Source organism: Streptomyces sp. NBC_00358 (assembly GCF_036099295.1).
Taxonomy (GTDB): domain Bacteria; phylum Actinomycetota; class Actinomycetes; order Streptomycetales; family Streptomycetaceae; genus Streptomyces.
In genome coordinates this window covers 2893852-2911453 of the sequence record NZ_CP107976.1, presented here as the reverse complement: position 1 = coordinate 2911453, position 17602 = coordinate 2893852, and the positions used below count along the sequence as shown (strand labels likewise).

Here is a 17602-nt window from a genome sequence, read left to right as displayed (position 1 = left end):
GCTGCTCGAAGTCCCTTGCCTGCCGGAGGGCTTGACAAGCGAATTGGTCTGGACCAAGTTGGGCGCGCTCCATCCTCCAACTCCCCCATGCCCGGAGGCAGTCGTGGAACGCACCAGACACAACAGACCGTCCGCCCGCCACCGCCGGAGGCTTCTCGCCGGGTGCGCGGCCACCGTCCTGGCCGTACCCGGCCTGGTCGCGCTCTCGTCGGCGGCCCGCGCGGCCGACGCGGACCTCGCCCGCAACGGCGGCTTCGAGTCGGGCCTGAGCGGCTGGACCTGCACAGCCGCGACCACCGTCAACTCACCGGTACACAGCGGTGGTTCGGCGCTGATGGCGACCCCGGCCGGCAGCGACTACGCGCAGTGCTCGCAGACCGTGACGGTGAAACCCGACGCGCAGTACACCCTCTCCGGATACGTCCGCGGCGGATACGTCTACCTCGGCGCGACCGGCACCGGCACGACCGACGTCAGCACCTGGACCCCGTCCGCCACCGACTGGCAGCAACTGAGCACCACCTTCCGCACCGGCGCCGCCACCACCCAGGTCACGATCTACACGCACGGCTGGTACGGCACGGGCGCCTACTACGCCGACGACCTCTCGCTGACCGGCCCCGGCGTCGACGCCGGCCAGCCGCCTGCCGCGCCCACCGGTCTGACGGTCGGCACGGTCACCTCCTCGTCGGCCGCCCTGTCCTGGACGGCGGTGCCCGGCGCGACCGGCTACTCCGTGTACCGCGACGGAGCGAAGGTCCAGACGGCCACCGGCAACTCGACGACCGTGAGCGGTCTGTCCGCCTCCACCGCGTACTCCTTCCAGGTCGCGGCGACGAACGCGGCGGGCGAGTCGGCGAAGTCGGCCACGGTCACCGCGACCACCCCGGCGGGCTCCGGCGGGGGCGGCGGAGGTTCCTCCGACCTGCCCGCGCACGCGCTCGTCGGCTACCTCCACGCGAGCTTCGCCAACGGCGCCGGCTACACGCGCATGGCCGACGTACCCGACAGCTGGGACGTCATCGACCTGGCCTTCGGCGAACCGACCTCCGCCACCTCGGGCGACATCCGCTTCAACCGCTGCCCGGTCACCGAGTGCCCCACGGTGGAGAGCGACGCCGACTTCAAGGCCGCGATCAAGGCCAAGCAGGCGGCCGGCAAGAAGGTGCTGATCTCGATCGGCGGCCAGAACGGCCAGGTCCAGCTCACCACCACGGCCGCCCGCGACACCTTCGTCTCCTCGGTCTCGAAGATCATCGACACCTACGGCCTGGACGGCCTGGACATCGACTTCGAGGGCCACTCGCTCTCCCTGGACGCGAGCGACACGAACTTCAAGAGCCCGACCACGCCGGTGATCGTCAACCTCATCTCGGCCCTGAAGACCCTGAAGGCCAGGTACGGCTCGAAGTTCGTGCTGACCATGGCCCCGGAGACCTTCTTCGTCCAGCTCGGGTACCAGTACTACGGGACCGGGAAGTGGGGAGGCCAGGACCCGCGCGCCGGTGCCTACCTCCCGGTGATCTACGCCCTGCGCGACGACCTGACCCTCCTGCACGTCCAGGACTACAACTCCGGCTCGATCATGGGCCTCGACAACCAGTACCACTCCATGGGCGGCGCCGACTTCCACATCGCGATGACCGACATGCTCCTGACGGGCTTCCCGGTCGCGGGTGACGCGGGCAACGTCTTCCCGCCGCTGCGCCCCGACCAGATAGCCATCGGCATGCCCGCGACCACCAACGCCGGCAACGGCTACGTGGCCCCGGCCGAGGTCACCAAGACGCTCGACTGCCTCACCAAGAAGACCAACTGCGGCTCGTACGCGACCCACGGCACCTGGCCGGGCCTGCGCGGCCTGATGACGTGGTCGGTCAACTGGGACCGGTTCGGAGGCTGGGAGTTCTCGCACAACTTCGACGCGTACTTCGGCTGAGGAAGAGCCGCAGGGAGCAGAGCAGCACCGCGCACAGGCACCAACTGGCCACCACGTCCAGTGGCCAGTGGTAGCCGCGCCGGATCAGACCGAAGGCCACGCACGCGTTCAGGACCAGGCACACGGTCAGTACCGCGCGGCGGGCGACCGCGGCGCGCAGCAGGGGCAGGAGGAGCAGTGCCGAGGCGCCGTACGCGACGGCGGCGGTGGCGGTGTGCCCCGAGGGATAGAAGCCGGTGCCGGGTCCCATGACCGGGGGGCCCGGCCGGGCGACGAGTTCCTTCAGCGGGACGATCACCGCGGGGACGAGGGCCATCAGGACCGCGGCGGCGGCCGGGGGCAGCCACCACCGGTCCAGGCCGATGGCACGGCCCCGCCACGCGACGTACATCAGCGTGAGGGCGAGGAGGGGAACCGCCACCTGGACGCTGCCCAGGTCGGCGAGCGACTCGGAGAGCCGGTCGGGGTGGACGAGGGCTCCGCTGAGCCGCTCGTCCAGGCGCAGGAGCGGGCCGTCCGCCACGACCTGCCAGGTGACGATCAGGAAGCCGAGGGCGGGCAGGCCGAACAGGAAGGGCGTGCGGGGCATGGGGGACAGCCTGCCATCGTCCGACGCTGTCGCGGCACAGCCACCTGCAACGGCGCCGGAAGAAGGGGCCCGGCCGAGGAAGGAGGGTCGGCCGCCCCGGAACAGGGGGGGTGGTTCCGAGGCGGCCGACCGGACCGGAACGCCGCGCGCCCCGGGGGGTTTGGGGCGGGCGACCGTCCGATCGGTGAGGAGCACCGGAGCCGGGGCTCCGGGTGTGTGCGCGAGGGCACGGCCAGGGCGAAGCTGGGGGAGCCTCGACCGGGTGCCACCCACAGTCCCCTGTGGGCGGGATGGATCGCTGATCTGGTTAGAACCTACGGCAGGGGGTCCGGCTCCGACAGACGGAATCGCGTCCCGTCATGCACCTCGCACACCTTCTTCACACGCCCGACGCGGAACGCCGAGGCACCGGAGCCCGAGCGGAACCCGCCCGTGGGCGGTTTCCCGGATTCCGGTGCCTCGGCGTCTCGGGCGTCAGATGCGCGAGAAGGCCTGCTCGATGATGTCGAGGCCCTCGTTGAGGAGGTCCTCGCCGATGACCAGCGGCGGCAGGAAGCGGAGGACGTTGCCGTAGGTGCCACAGGTCAGGACCAGCAGGCCCTCCTGGTGGCAGGCCTTGGCCAGCGCGCCGGCCGCCTCCGCGTTCGGCTCCTTGGTGGCGGGGTCCTTGACCAGCTCGATCGCGATCATGGCGCCACGCCCGCGGACCTCGCCGATGATGTCGAACTTCTCGGCCATGGCGCCGAGGCGGGTCTTCATGACCGACTCGATGTGCTTCGCCTTGGCGTTGAGGTCGAGCTCCTTCATCGTCTCGATGGCGCCGAGCGCACCGGCGCAGGCCACCGGGTTGCCGCCGTAGGTGCCGCCGAGGCCGCCCGAGTGCGCGGCGTCCATGATCTCGGCGCGGCCGGTCACGGCGGCGAGCGGCAGACCGCCCGCGATGCCCTTGGCGGTCGTGATCAGGTCCGGGACGATGCCCTCGTCCTCGCAGGCGAACCACTGACCGGTGCGGCAGAAGCCGGACTGGATCTCGTCCGCGACGAAGACGATGCCGTTCTCCTTGGCGAACTGGCTGATGGCGGGCAGGAAGCCCTTCGCGGGCTCGATGAAGCCGCCCTCGCCGAGCACCGGCTCGATGATGATCGCGGCGACGTTGTCCGCGCCGATCTGCTTGTTGATCATGTCGATGGCCTGCGCGGACGCCTCGGCGCCGGCGTTCTCCGGGCCGGTCAGCCAGCGGTAGCCGTAGGCCACCGGCACGCGGTAGACCTCGGGCGCGAACGGACCGAAGCCGTTCTTGTACGGCATGTTCTTGGCGGTCAGCGCCATCGTGAGGTTCGTACGGCCGTGGTAGCCGTGGTCGAAGACGACGACGGCCTGGCGCTTGGTGTAGGCGCGGGCGATCTTGACGGCGTTCTCGACGGCCTCGGCACCCGAGTTGAACAGGGCGGACTTCTTGGCGTGGTCGCCCGGGGTCAGCTCGGCGAGCGCCTCGGCGACGGCGACGTACCCCTCGTACGGCGTGACCATGAAGCAGGTGTGGGTGAAGTCCTGGAGCTGCGCGGAGGCCCGGCGCACGACGGCCTCGGCGCTCGCGCCGACCGACGTCACGGCGATGCCGGAGCCGAAGTCGATGAGGCGGTTGCCGTCGACGTCCTCGATGATCCCGCCGCCCGCGCGCGTGGTGAAGACAGGGAGCACCGACCCCACACCGGCCGCGACCGTGGCCAGGCGTCGGGCCTGCAGTTCCTGCGACTTCGGGCCGGGAATGGCGGTGACGACGCGGCGCTCCTGCGGAAGTGCGGTCATGAGGGGCTCCCTGATGATCTTGCGTACCGGACCCTCCCCGGCGACGGGGGGTGGTCCGGGCGGGGGTGTTTTCGGACGCTTGCCTTCTTTCTTCGCAGGCTAGAGCCGAGGAGGGGAGGTCGGCATGCGCCATGTGGGCGTTGTCGGAGGAATCCGTTGTCCGTGATGGACATAGCGATGGACGCGGGGTGGACACGGCGGTGGAAGGGGAGGAGCGGTGGCGCGGCGCTCCGGTCCCTGGGCGGACCGGCCGTGTAAACGGTGAACTCGCCCCGCGGGACCACTAGATTGGGCTGAGAGTGACAAGCGGACTGGCTGGTCAGGGGGCGCACACGATGGACTTCGACGGTACGCGCGACGCACGTGGCACTCATGCCGATCCCGTGCCTCGTCCGGCCGCACCCCCGGGGGTTCCCGGCGGTGCCCCGCCCCCGCCCCGGCCCTCGGGACCGCCGACCGTGCCGGGACAGCACCCCGCGCCCCGGCCGGCCGTACGCGACTGGCTCGACGCGCCCCGCCCCGACGCCGCCCTGGGAATCTGGCGGTACGGCTATGTCGCCCCACGGCCGCCGAAGGAGCGCAGACGGCTCTCCGGCGTGACGATCGTCGGACTGGTGATCCCCCTGCTCATCGGACTGATCGTCTGGTCGCTGTGGCGCCGCGGGGCCGTTCCCTACCAACTGGTCGTGCTGAAGCTGTTCACCCCGGACGACTGGTGGTGGGGCGGGACGACGGCGCCGAAGTCCTGGCAGGGCGTGGACGCCCGGGTCGTCTACGACGGCCTCTTCTTCGGCGTGCTGATCTACGGCATGGGACGTCTCGGGAGCTGGCGCGAGGTCGCCCAGCACTTCGTGGTCCGGCGCGCGCAGCCCGGCCGGGCGGTGATCGCCGCCCTGGCGGCCCTGCTGACCCTGACGTTCGTCTGGCCGGACGCCTTCCCGGGCGTGGGATGGGACCCCCTGCCGATCGTCGATCCGGTGTTCTCCCTGGTGGCCCTGCTCGCCGGCGGCCACGAGATCTTTCAGTCCCTGACGGTCAGTTACGGCATCTACACCGTGATCACCGTGCTGGTCCTGCTGCCCTTCGCCCAGCTCGGCGGCTGGTGGCCGCTCGCCCGGGACCGGTTCCGCTCCCGGCGGGCCCCGGCGGGAGCCGCGGCGCCCCCGGCCGAGCCCCGGGACCCGTCCGCCCCGTTGTCCGAATGGCCCGAACTGCGGGCGACCGGACAGCTCAAGGCGGCGGAACTGCTGTCCTCCGAGATGCTCACCGGGCGGATGAACGACGTGGACTGCGCGCGGATTCTGCGGGCCTGGACCACGGCGAAGCGGGACGGACGGCTCGCCGTCTTCAGCGACACCGTGCTGCGGCGGGGCGCCGCGGCCTGGGCCCATCCGTCCGGAGCCCGCGACCTGCCCGCCCGCGCCGCCTCGCACGACCTGCTCGCCTCCCAGGTACGCCTCGGCCGGTGGGTCTCCCGGGAACGCACCCCGCTCGCCTACTCCGGCGCGGGTGCCGCACTCGACCCGGCGACGCTCGGCACCTCGCTCCTCGCGGTCGGACCGGCGGGTTCCGGGAAGACCCGCCACCTCGTCCGGCCGGTCGTCGAATCGCTCGGGCTCCAGGCCCTGACCGCACGGTGTGCCGTGGTCGTGGTGGCCGCCGCCGGAGCACCGGTGGGTCCGGACACGTCGTACGACGTCGTCGTGAAGCTCGGCGATCCCGCGTCGATCCACGATCTGGACCTGTACGCCGACTGCGAGGACCCCGACGAGGCGGCGGCCTTTCTCGCCGAGGGACTGGTCGGGAGCGTCGACGGCGTCGACGTCCGGCGCGCCGCCACGGCCCTCGCCCAGTTGCTCGGTCCCTACCGGGCCGTGCACGACCGCTTCCCCACGATTCCCGTACTGCGCGAACTCCTGGAAGGCGTGCCCGCGGCACTGGAGCCCCTGCGGGACGGCCTGTCGGCCGGGGGCCACCCCGCGATGCTCCGTGAACTGGAGGCTCGGCTGCGGCAGAAGGGCGGCTCGAACGACCCCGGCCCGGTTCTCGCCGACCGCCTGGCACTGCTGGACCGGCCCGTCTTCGCGGACTTCTTCGGCTCGGGCGGGAGCGCCCGGCCCTTCTCCCTCCAGGCGGTGGCCCATCATCCGCTGCGCGTCCGGATCGATCTCCCGGAACGCGGCTACGAAGAGGCGTCCCAGCTCATCACGCGGCTGCTGCTCGCCCAGTTCGCCGCGGTCGTCCGCGGCAGTGCCTCGGGCGGTGAGCGCGGGCACTTCGCCTGCCTGGTCCTCGACGACGCGACCGGAGCCCTGACCGCCGAGACCGTGCGGCGCATCCAGGGCTTCCGGGCGCAGAACGCGGGCGTGGTCCTCGCCCTGCGGACCATCGGGGACATCCCCGAGGCCCTGCACGGGCCGCTGTACGGGGCGGTCGGCTGCCGCATGGCCTTCTCCGGCGTCACGACGTGGGACGGCGGGCGCTTCGCCGAGTCCTGGGGCACCGAGTGGGTGGAAGCCCGTGACGTGGCCAAGCACACCGTCTTCGCCGACCAGCCCATGACCCGGGCCATCCACGCGCTGCGCAAGCTGGTGACCGGCAAGGCGGTGACCACGGACGCCGTCACCGTGCGCCAGGTCGAGCGCGAGCACTGGTCCGCGTCCGAACTGGCCCACGCGGTGCCGCCGGGACACGCGGTGCTGTCGCTGACCAGCGTGCGGGGCGAACATGCCCCGCCCCTGCTGGTGGACCTGCGGAGCTGACCGTCCCGCCCGGCCGCCGAACCGTACGGCCGGGCAGGACACCAGGTCCGGGGTCCCGCGGCGGGCCCGCCGCGGGACCGCCCAGCGGGACGTACGCGGGCCGGTGTGCGCCTCGCGGGACGTATGGAGCGGTGCGTATCGATATGCGGACCCGCTGACCAGGTGGTATGGATATGAACGCACGCGGCGACCGTACGGTGAGGCAGAATCGACACAGGCCGTTCATACGCGGCGGCCAAAAGATCACAGAGATCACACCGACCTGAAGGCCTCATGCCCCCCACGCTCGCCTCGCTCGTCCACCACTCCGCGCTCAAGCTCACGGTGCGCGCGGGTGAGGACCGCCTGGACGTGCCGGTCCGCTGGGCGCACGTCAGCGAGCTCGCCGACCCCGTGCCGTACATGGAGGGCGGGGAACTGCTGCTGATCACCGCGCTCAAACTGGACGCGGACGATCCCGAGGTCATGCGGCGCTACGTGAAGCGGCTGGCCGGCGCCGGCGTCGTCGGGATCGGCTTCGCCGTCGGCGTCAACTACGACGAGATCCCGAAAGCGCTCGTCGACGCGGCCGACGAGGAGGGGTTGCCGCTCCTCGAAGTACCCCGGCGCACCCCCTTCCTCGCCATCAGCAAGGCCGTGTCCGCCGCCATCGCCGCCGATCAGTACCGGGCGGTCACCGCCGGATTCGCCGCGCAGCGCGAACTCACCAAACAGGCGCTGAACGACGGACCGGAGGGCCTGCTCGGCGCGCTCGCCGGACAGGTCGACGGCTGGGCCGCGCTCTACGACGCGTCCGGCGCCGTCGTCGCCACCGCGCCGGACTGGGCGGGGCGCCGCGCCGCGCGGCTGACCCCGGACGTGGAACGGCTGCGCGAGCGGCCCGCCCCCGCGAGCTCGGTCGTCGGCGGGGAGGACCGCGTCGAACTGCACTCCCTCGGAACGGGCCGCAGGCCGCGCGCCGCGCTCGCCGTCGGGACCGCCGGAGCCCTCGGCACCGCCGAGCGTTACGCCGTGCACTCGGCGATCGCCCTGCTCACGCTCACCACCGAACGGTCGCGGTCCCTGCACGCCGCCGAGCAGCGGATCGGCGCGGCGGTGCTGGGGATGCTGCTCGCCGGGGAGTCCGACCACGCGCGGGCCGTCGCCGGTGACCTGTACGGCGAACTCCTCGACGCGCCCTTCCGGCTGATCATCGCCGAGTCGGTGTCCGCGTCGGCCGGGCGGGTGCACGCCGACGGGCACGCGCGCGTGGGCGCCGCCGCGCCCGCGAAGACCGCCGTCGCCGTTCCCGACGCCAACGGCGATCCGCTCGGCGGCCTCGCCGAGGTGGTCGAATCCGCCGCCGCCCGTTCGGGGGAGTCGGTGCTCGTTGTGCCCGACGGGGAGCGGCTGGTCGTCCTCGCCGTGGACGGCGGCGCCGCGGTCGCGGCCTGCGGGGACTACGCCGTGGTGCTGGAGTCGGCCCGGTCCGTCCCGCGCGAGCAGCCCGCGGGGGCCGCCGGGGACGAGGACGAGCTGGTCGTCGGGCTCTCGGCCCCCGCCGGCCCGATCGCCGCCCGCGCCGCCTACAAGCAGGCCGAACAGGCCCTGTCCGTCGCCCGGCGGCGGGGCCGGTTCCTGGTCGAGCACGAGGAACTGGCCGCCGGATCCGTGCTGCCGCTGCTCGCGGACGACGCGGTACGGGCCTTCGCGGACGGGCTCCTGCGGGCTCTCCGCGAGCACGACGCCACCGGGCGCGGGGACCTGGTCGCCTCGCTGCGGGCGTGGCTGTCCCGGCACGGACAGTGGGACGCGGCGGCCGCCGACCTCGGCGTCCACCGGCACACGCTGCGCTACCGGATGCGCAGGGTCGAGGAGATCCTCGGCCGGTCGCTGGACGATCCCGACGTCCGGATGGAACTGTGGCTGGCTCTGAAGACCACCGCCGCGACGGGGGAGTGATCCCCCGCCCTCGCCGCGGCGGAGGCACCTCGTTCCTGTGACCGCCCGGGACGAGAGCGACCCCCGGTCACCCTCGACGATCAGGCCAAACCGGCGCACCGCGCCCGCCGACTGCTACGCGTCGGACAAACCGCCGGTGGTGTTCGCGGCCCTACCGTGGACGGGAAAGCGCAGGACCACAGCTCCACCCCCAACAAGCACCCCCACTATGGAAGGGCCGGGACTCGCACATGCCCCAGGAAGAAACTGTGGGGGCCACCCACGCCTTCTGGCTCGCCGGCCGCCAGGCCACCGGTGAGACCACGTTCGACGTCACCTCGCCGTGGGACGGCCGGGTCGTCGGTCGGGTCAGTGTTCCCACCGAGGCCCAGGTCGAGGAGGCCGTGGCCGCCGCGTACGCCGTACGCGACGAGTTCGCCGCGACCCCGGCCCACGTGCGCGCCGCCGCCCTCGACCACGTCTCGCGCCGGCTGGCCGAGCGCACCGAGGAGATCGCCCAGCTCATCTCCGCCGAGAACGGCAAGCCGATCAAGTGGGCCCGCGGCGAGGTCGGCCGCGCGGTGTCCGTGTTCCGGTTCGCGGCGGAGGAGGCCCGCCGCTTCAACGGCGGCGAGGCGCAGCGCCTCGACACCGACCAGGGCGGTCAGGGCCGGCTCGCCCTCACGCGTCGCTTCCCCAAGGGTGTCGTCCTCGGTATCGCGCCCTTCAACTTCCCGCTGAACCTGTGCGCCCACAAGGTCGCCCCGGCCATCGCCGCCGGAGCCCCGATCATCCTGAAGCCGGCGCCTGCGACCCCGCTGTCCGGCCTGATCATCGGCGACCTGCTGGCCGAGACCGACCTGCCGACCGGTTCCTGGAGCATCCTGCCGGTCGCCAACGACAAGATGCCCGCCCTGGTCCAGGACGAGCGCCTCCCGGTCATCTCCTTCACCGGGTCCGAGACGGTCGGTTACGCGATCATGGACTCGGTGCCGCGCAAGCACTGCACCCTGGAGCTGGGCGGCAACGGCGCGGCCGTCGTCCTCGCCGACTTCGCGAGCGACGCCGACCTGGACTGGGCCGCGACCCGTATCGCGACCTTCTCCAACTACCAGGGCGGCCAGTCCTGCATCTCGGTCCAGCGGGTGATCGCGGACGCGGCGGTGTACGACCGGCTGCTGCCGCGCATCGTCGCCGCCGTCGAGGCCCAGGTCACCGGCGACCCGTCCGACGCCACGACGGATGTCGGCCCGCTGGTCAGCGAGGCCGCCGCCGAGCGCGTCGAGTCGTGGGTGGACGAGGCCGTCGCGGCCGGTGCCTCCCTGCTCACCGGCGGCAAGCGGGACGGCGCCTCGTACGCGCCGACCGTCCTCGCCGACGTGCCGGCCGATGTCACGATCTCCTGCGAGGAGGTCTTCGGGCCGGTCCTCACCGTGCAGCGGGTGGAGGGCGAGGCCGCCGCCTTCGCCGCCGCCAACAGCTCCAAGTACGGCCTCCAGGCAGGTGTGTTCACGCACGACCTGCAGACCGCGTTCCGCGCGCACCGCGAGCTGGAGGTGGGCGGTGTCGTGATCGGCGACGTGCCCTCCTACCGCGCCGACCAGATGCCGTACGGCGGTGCCAAGCAGTCCGGCGTGGGCCGCGAGGGCGTCAAGTTCGCGATGGACGACTACACCTACGAGCGCGTGCTGGTCCTGACGGGCCTCGCTCTCTGACGAAGCCCCACCGAAGCCGACGGCCGGAGCCCACTGTGCGGGGGCTCCGGCCGTCGGCGTATCCAGCGTCCTGACGTGCAATAACGCTCGAATCTTGGCTGGTTTCCGTGCGGCCTTGGGAACACGTTGGGAACACGCGACGCTACTCTCCGTCCATGGCGAGCGTCGTAGGGCGTAAGAACAAGGCCGGGGACGTCACCAGTATCCAGGTGAAGTGGAGAGAAGGCGGGGCGAGGTCTGGCGACTGGCAGACCGAGCGGTTTGAGGACGCGGAGTCGGCCCAGGTCTTCAAGCCCGCTGGCCATGGGGCTGGATCCGCAGCGCCGGCAGTACTCATCCAGGCCGCGGTAGATCGTAAGACGCTCAATCACGATTCAAGCCGTGAGTTGCTTGGGCGCCAAGTGAGGTAGGCCTTGTGCCGGGGCTTGAGGGACTGTCATCTTGTGTCGCGTCCGTCAGGGACGCGCGAGTTGACGCAAGCACGGAACGCGGGGTCAGGCCCAGTCGACTGCTGCCCCAAAGCGTCGCAGGTCCCAGGAGGAAGACAAGGGCTGAGGGTATTGCTGCGGTAAGAGGGATCCCGAGAGCGCTTGCGCTGCCAAGGCCGAGAGCTGCGAAGGCGCTGCCGCCCACGATGATCCAGGAGTCGCGCCTGTCTGTGTCGTCGACGACTTCCGGGGTCGAGATGTCTGCGCCTTCCACGTCCAAGAGTTGCAACCAGCGTTGCTGAGTCAACCGCTCAAGCAGGGTGCCGATTGTTGCCACTGCCGCAGGTACTTGAGTGACTCCCCTGGAAAGGAGTTCGCCGGACTGGCGCATCAACTCGGCGCGTACGGCGGAGGTGTGTCTTTCAACGTCGACCCGCCTACTCGGCGTTGAGAAATGTGGACTAGCGGAGGCAAAGTCGGCTATCTCTTTGGCGAGCTTGGCGAACAGGTCTTCAATCTCCAGGATATTCGCCGCGTTCCGCGGGAGTTCGGAGAGCTGTCGCAATATCGAGAAGCATATGATGATGGCGGCGTTGTCGGAATTTTCGCGGCGCCACATATGGCAATAATTCATCTGGATAAACATCAGGGCGGACGCCGCGAGCGCGATGCCCCAAAGAAGACCGCACGTGCGCAGTTGCTCGGGAGTCGACGGCCAATCGGGGGTTTTCTTGTATGCGGCATATGCGAGAATCGCGGGCATCGGAATAACGGCGACCACGGAAATGGCCGCTTCCGTCCGCGAGAGCTGCTTTAGGCTGATCGCGGACCGGATATATTGGCCACGCAGGGAAGGCGATGAGGCTAGCGGGTGCCCGTACAGTCGGCATGCCGCGACGGACCGTCGAGCTTCAGCGGCGGCAATTTCTGTGAAGTGTGCACTCTTAGGTCGCCCGATCGATTCCCGATCCTTTCGCCATGGTGAATTACCTCCGAATTCTCTAAGCGCTAGGGTCGCCCCCAATCCGAGCGTCGCAGGAATGGAGACCATGACGAAGGTGGCGAGGAAAATGGCTTTGGGCCAGTGCACATTCGGCTCCCGTAACGCTTGTGCCGCTTCAATCAGGCCGTACGGGCCCTTGTCTCGTCAATGAGAGGATCCTGTTCATATCACCGGAACGGATGCCAGTCGAGGAGTTCGGCTGGATAGGCCGTCAGACCTGCTGTCGGTCTGGCAGGCGCGGTCAGAGATGCGTCGATTCGTGGCGACTACGGCGCCCTTCGCCCAGGGCACAGACAGATCATTAGACTCCTTGACGTCCATGGACCCGTGCCGCGGCTACCGTCGCGGACAGAGCTGCAGAGGGCTGGCCCCAGCAGGCGGCGGACCCCGCCGACCGCGCCCGCATCGAGTGGGACAAGTACGGTCTCGCCCTGCTCCGGGGCGGTCGCACCTTCGAGGCCGTACGGATCTCGGGTGTCTTGGTCTTCGCTGCCGCAGGCACCGAGGAACTGCCTGCGGTCGAGGAGTATCTCGCGGAGGCCATCCGAGGCCCGGTGTTCATGGATCTCAACCCGCACCGCTACCACGCCCTCATCCCGCCGCGAGCAGACATCCGCCCTGAACGGGCCGGAGGCCGACGAGACCGCCACGTCGCTCACCTCGACGAGACAACCTGTGTGGGCGTCCCGCATCCCTCCGTCAGGGCTCCCGCCGAGGCGACCTCGTCGCACTGGTGCGTGCCACTCGACCCGGCCGGTGACCTCTGCGCCCCGGACGCGTTGGACCTGATGATCCGTGCCGCCCGGCGGCTGCTCGAACGCCGGGCGGAGGCCGCCCGGTGAGCAGCATGGACGAGCGGCCCATCCACGTCGGCATGATCCGCGACGCCGGCGCCCAGGGCCTGGACGGCGGGACCCGCCCGAGAGGAGGCGCCGAGCTGGACCTGTTGGCGCTTCAGCTCGAAGGACACGCGGGCCTCTTGCTGTGCGAGGTCGAGGAGCGAGCGGTGTCGCCGCTGGAGGGGTCGACACGAGACGTTGCCGACCTCGTCCTCGGCCGTGCGCGCCAGACGCTGGAGGCGGCTCCCGGCGAGTGCCGTCGGCCTTCGAACCTCGGACGGTGGACTGAAGCGGCCCGCGTGGACACATCGGTCCAAGGCCCTTTCCGTCCATCCGTGAACTCTCCTCACGGCCTGAGCTGCGACGAACCTATGGATCACCGAGCCGAGCGCCACCGCGGGACGCGACGGCGAGCCGGACACCGCATCTCATCCCGGAAGGAACGGAAACACCCATGCTTCGTACCCGAATCGCCAAAGTCGCCGCGGTCTCCTCCCTCGTCGTCGCCGCGGCTCTCGCCTCCCCGGTAGTCACGCTCCGGTCAGCGGCGGACGCGGTTCCGGCCTACTCCGTTCTCGCCGGTGACGCCGGCTGGCAGATCGCCCCGGCGGACGCCGGCCGGCTCCGTCACGGAGACGGTGTACCCACCCGCGAGGTGCGCGAGGAGTTCCTGACCTTCGCCCCGGGCGGTCCGCAGACCGCGGAGAACATGGCCGCCTCACGGCCGCTCAACCAGGATCTGCTCGGCCGCGGGGTGCGTATGCGCACGATCTACCTCGACAGCGTCCGCTCCAGCCGGCCCACCGTCGAACACGCCACCTGGCTGGCCCGGCTGGGCGGCCGGATCCGCACGATTCCGTCCCTGCCGACCCGGATGATCCTCATGGACCGGCGGACCGCCATGATCTCGGTCAGCAGCGACGACACCGCCGCGGGCGCCGTCCTGCTGACCGGCCAGGGCACGCTCACCGCGCTGTACGCGCTCTTCGAGACCACCTGGGAGGCCGCCCGGCCGCTCGGCGAGGTCGTCCCCACCGACCCGAACGGGCTCACCGGTCAGCAGGCGACCGCCCTCCGTCTCCTGGCCGAGGGTCATACCGACGAGGCGATCGCCAAACGGCTCGGGGTGTCGCACCGCACGGCCCGGCGGATCGCCTCCGAGCTGATGGACCGCCTCGGCGCACGCAGCCGTTTCGAGGCCGGTGCACGCGCCGTTCAGCAGGGCTGGCTGCCGGCCCGCTCCTGAACCGACCCGGACAGAAAAAAGGACCCTTGTCCCGGACAGTGCGGGACAAGGGTCTTCGTGGAGCGCCGGGCAGGCCTTGCACCTGCATTTCCCCGCAGGAAGCGGGGCGTCTTTCCTTGGACCACCGACGCGTCGCGAACCGGCGTGACGTCTGCCGATCTGCTGAAGATCATGTTAGCGCATGGCTCGGGAGGGGGAAACGCCCTGCCCGGGGCGTGATTGCCCGGAGCCCGGAGAGCCCGGTGCCCGGAGCGGGTGTGCGGCCGCCTTCCCGGGAGCGCTCGCGGATGCCCACAGGCTCCGGCCGCCGGCGTTCCGTCGAGCGTGACCGAAAACGACATCTTCAGTGACAATCGTTTTCAGCTAATGTCGCCGGAGAAGGGGCCCGGCACCGATGCCTTCCGGTGCCGGACCCCTGTGCCGGCTCCTCCGGACCCTCAACCGGAGAAGCCGACGTGCGCGAGCCTCACGGGCCCGCGCAGTCGGAGGCGGACATCGTGCGATCCGCCGGCGGCGAACGCGGCGGCGATGGTGCGGTAGTCGTAGGGCCCCCGCGTTCCGCTCACCGTGACCTCGGCGACCGGGGCGCCGGCCCGCGGCTGTCCGGCGACCGGCAGGCCGCCGTCCAGGAAGACCTCCACAACCCCCTCGCCCGCCGCCTCCACGGTGACCTCGGTGACCCCCTCGCCGAAATCGCAGTCCCGGTACAGGAGTTCACCGGTGCCGCCGTCCGCCGGGGTCACCGCGTCGCCCGCCGCCTTCGTACGGTCGACGATGGCGGTGTCGAGCTGCTCGTCGAAGTCGGCCGCGTCCAGGCCACGTTCGCGGACGGGACGGGGAGCCGCCGGTTCGCCGTCGAGTTCGACGGTCGCGCCGAGCCGGATGTCCTCGCTGGACGCGCCGACCAGCAGCTCGTACGCGCCCGGCTCCAGACGCCGGCGACCGTGCGCGACGTCCCAGAACTCCAGCGCGGAGAGCGGGAGTTCGAAGGAGACGGTGGCCGACGCGCCCGGGGCGAGCCGGATCCTGCGGTGTGCCGCCAGTTCGCGCCGAGGGCGGGCTACGGACGGGGCGACCGCGCGCGTGTAGAGCTGGACCACCTCGTCGGCGGGCACGGCCGCGGTGTTGGTGACGGTGCAGGAGACGGTCAACGCGGCCGCCTCCCGCCCGACCCGCAGGTCCGTGTAGCCGAACGAGGCGTAGGACAGGCCGTGTCCGAAGGGGAACAGCGGAGTCCCCTCGAAGTAGAGATAGGTCTGCCGGCCACCGATCACGTCGTAGTCGAGCAGGCCGGGCAGATCCTCGTCCCCGGCGTACCAGGTCTGCGGGAGGCGGCCCGCGGGGGAGACGTCCCCGGCGAGCACGCGGGCCAGCGCGGTGCCCGCGGCCTGGCCGCCGTGCGCGGTCCACAGCAGGGCGGGCAGATCGGCGTGGTCGACCGCGTACGGGTAGGCGGAGACGAGGGCCAGCGCCGTGTCCGGATTCGCCGCGCGGGCGGCGCGCAGCAGCCGCTCCTGATGGGCGGGCAGCCGAAGGGTCGTACGGTCCTCGGTCTCGCGGCCGTTGATGTGCGGGTCGTTGCCCGCGACGACGAGGACCACGTCGGCTCCGGCGGCGGCGCGGGCCACCGCGTCCTCGCCGCGTTCGCCGAACTCCAGCTCGAAGATCCCGGCGTTCCCGGCGTCCTCGTCGGCAACCTTCACGCCCTCGGCGGCGACACAGACGTACCTGCCCGTCCCCAGGTGCTTCAGGAGGTGACCGTTCCGATGGGCTGCGGAGGCTTCCAGCCGGAAGGTCTCCTGGACGACCCAGCCGCCAGGCCGGTCGGCGGAGGCGCGGACGAAGCCGTCGTCGGCGACCGAGAGGTACCGGCCGTCGGGGGCCCGCAGGGTGAGGACGCCCTCGCCCCAGTCGACCAGCGCCAGTTCGGTGCCGACGGCGTCGGCGGTCAGCGGGGGCAGATCCGTGCGGCCCGCGAGCAGCGCCGGGTCGAGGGCGCCCTCGGCGCCGCGCACCTCCTCCGAGGCCTCCTCGGCGGCGGGCACCATGAGGTACGCGCCGGACGAGGTCCTGAGGCGTACGCGGTCCACACCCTCGGCGAAGTCCACGTGCTCGGCGCCGAAGCGCTCGTACAGGCCCTCCAGCGGGGTCGAGCGGTGGATGAGGGTGCCGCTGTACCAGTCGAGCTTGCACTCGTCGGCGAGCAGGCCGACGACGGCGACCCGGACACCGGGGCGCAGCGGCAGCAGACCGTCGTTCTTGAGCAGCACGATCGCCTGCTCCGCGGCCTCCCGGGCGAGCGCGCGGTGGGCGGGCGTGTCGAAGTCCACGGTGCCGGCGTACGGGTCGAGGTCCGGGTCGAACTCGCCCAGCCGGAAGCGCACGGCGAGCTGGCGACGGACCGCGGTGTCGATGTCGGCTTCGGTCAGCAGGCCCCGTTCCAGGGCGCCCCGGACGCGTCCGGTGATCAGCGAGCCGTCCGTGCCGTGGTCGGTGAAGCTGTCGACGCCGGCGAGGAGCGCGGCGGCGGTGGCCTCCTCGTGGGTGCCGAAGTAGTGCTCGGAGTCGACCAGGTTGGAGGGCGCCCCGGCGTCCGAGCAGACCAGCAGCTCCTGGTCGGTCCAGGCCCGCAGGTGCTCGCGCAGATACGGCGAGACGTGGTTGGGGCGGCCGTTGACCAGGTTGTACGCGGGCATCACGCCGGCGACGGAGCCGGCCAGGACTGTCTCGCGGAAGGCGCGCAGGTCGTACTCGTGCAGCACGCGCGGGCGGACGGAGGACGACGAGGTGTCCCTGTCCGTCTCGTTGTTGTGCGCGAGCCAGTGCTTGAGGACCGGCGCCGTGCGCCAGTAGGCGGGGTGGTCGCCGCGCAGCCCGCGGGTGTACGCCGTGGCGATGGCGGAGGTGAGCGCCGGGTCCTCCGAGTAGCCCTCCTCGTTGCGGCCCCACAGCGGGTGGCGCAGCAGATTCACCGTGGGGGACCAGACGTTGAGGCCCACGCGGTCGTCGCGGGCCCGCATCGCGCGGGCCTCCGACGAGACGGCCTCCCCGATCCGGCGCACGAGATCCTCGTTCCAGGTCGCGCCGAGTCCGACGGCCTGGGGGAACACCGTCGCCGGCCCCATCCAGGCGACCCCGTGCAGAGCCTCCTGGCCGGTGCGGAAGGACCGCACCCCGAGTCGCTCGACGGCGGGCGCGAACTGGTGCAGGAGCGCGATCCGTTCGTCGAGGGTGAGCCGCGCCAGCAGGTCGTCGATGCGCTTCGCGAACGGCAGGCTCGCGTCACGGAAGGGCGGCATGGGTGGCGTCTCTGCGGTCACGTGGTGATCCCTCGGTGGTGGAGCGACGACGT

11 protein-coding genes and 1 tRNA gene are annotated in these 17602 nt (G+C 71.4%); 7 read left to right on the top strand and 5 right to left on the bottom strand.

Going from position 1 to position 17602, the window contains the following annotated elements; translation table 11 throughout:
- Positions 1-103: 103 nt before the first annotated feature.
- Entirely contained in the window at positions 104-1939 is a 1836-nt protein-coding gene (locus OHT01_RS11930) for a chitinase (RefSeq protein WP_328553120.1), read from the top strand.
- Here OHT01_RS11930 and OHT01_RS11925 read toward each other — a convergent pair.
- Together OHT01_RS11925 and gabT are read right to left on the bottom strand one after the other, a co-directional pair.
- The gene (locus OHT01_RS11925) at positions 1878-2528 is read right to left on the bottom strand and encodes a phosphatase PAP2 family protein (protein WP_328553119.1); all 651 of its coding nucleotides are present in this window, start codon (positions 2526-2528) and stop codon (positions 1878-1880) included. The genes OHT01_RS11930 and OHT01_RS11925 overlap by 62 nt on opposite strands.
- 474 nt (positions 2529-3002) lie before the next feature.
- Positions 3003-4337, bottom strand: a complete 1335-nt coding sequence (gene gabT, locus OHT01_RS11920) for a 4-aminobutyrate--2-oxoglutarate transaminase (protein WP_328553118.1) — start codon at positions 4335-4337, stop codon at positions 3003-3005.
- 335 nt (positions 4338-4672) lie between these two features.
- Here gabT and OHT01_RS11915 point away from each other — a divergent pair, with 335 nt between their 5' ends.
- The 3 genes from OHT01_RS11915 to OHT01_RS11905 all read left to right on the top strand — a co-directional run bounded on the left by OHT01_RS11915 (position 4673) and on the right by OHT01_RS11905 (position 10734).
- Positions 4673-7099, top strand: coding sequence for an ATP/GTP-binding protein (locus OHT01_RS11915; protein ID WP_328553117.1), 2427 nt, complete (start codon positions 4673-4675; stop codon positions 7097-7099).
- A gap of 273 nt (positions 7100-7372) precedes the next feature.
- The gene (locus OHT01_RS11910) at positions 7373-9040 is read left to right on the top strand and encodes a PucR family transcriptional regulator (RefSeq protein WP_328553116.1); all 1668 of its coding nucleotides are present in this window, start codon (positions 7373-7375) and stop codon (positions 9038-9040) included.
- Between the two features lie 248 nt (positions 9041-9288).
- Positions 9289-10734 carry an aldehyde dehydrogenase family protein gene (locus OHT01_RS11905; RefSeq protein WP_328553115.1) on the top strand — a complete coding sequence of 482 codons (1446 nt, stop codon included), beginning with the start codon at positions 9289-9291 and terminating at the stop codon, positions 10732-10734.
- Between the two features lie 363 nt (positions 10735-11097).
- Here OHT01_RS11905 and OHT01_RS11900 read toward each other — a convergent pair whose 3' ends face one another.
- On the bottom strand, positions 11098-11925 hold the full coding sequence (locus OHT01_RS11900) for a hypothetical protein (RefSeq protein WP_328553114.1): 828 nt from the start codon (positions 11923-11925) through the stop codon (positions 11098-11100).
- 719 nt (positions 11926-12644) lie between these two features.
- Between OHT01_RS11900 and OHT01_RS11895 the strand changes: the two genes are divergently transcribed.
- Genes OHT01_RS11895 through OHT01_RS11890 form a run of 3 tightly spaced genes read left to right on the top strand, consistent with a single transcriptional unit; the run spans position 12645 to position 14250 of the window.
- Positions 12645-13007: a hypothetical protein gene (locus OHT01_RS11895; protein WP_328553113.1), complete on the top strand. Its 363-nt coding sequence runs from the start codon at positions 12645-12647 to the stop codon at positions 13005-13007.
- Positions 13008-13012: 5 nt separating this feature from the next.
- Positions 13013-13534 (top strand): DUF6415 family natural product biosynthesis protein, encoded by a 522-nt coding sequence (locus tag OHT01_RS40170; protein WP_443043522.1) that lies wholly within the window; start codon positions 13013-13015, stop codon positions 13532-13534.
- Positions 13459-14250, top strand: coding sequence for a helix-turn-helix transcriptional regulator (locus tag OHT01_RS11890; RefSeq protein ID WP_328553112.1), 792 nt, complete (start codon positions 13459-13461; stop codon positions 14248-14250). Before OHT01_RS40170 ends, OHT01_RS11890 begins: the two co-directional genes overlap by 76 nt.
- 58 nt (positions 14251-14308) lie before the next feature.
- Here the strand turns inward: OHT01_RS11890 and OHT01_RS11885 are convergent.
- Positions 14309-14381: transfer RNA gene (locus OHT01_RS11885), tRNA-Gly, on the bottom strand.
- 306 nt (positions 14382-14687) lie between these two features.
- Positions 14688-17570 (bottom strand): glycoside hydrolase family 3 C-terminal domain-containing protein, encoded by a 2883-nt coding sequence (locus OHT01_RS11880; protein WP_328553111.1) that lies wholly within the window; start codon positions 17568-17570, stop codon positions 14688-14690.
- Positions 17571-17602 lie beyond the last annotated feature (32 nt).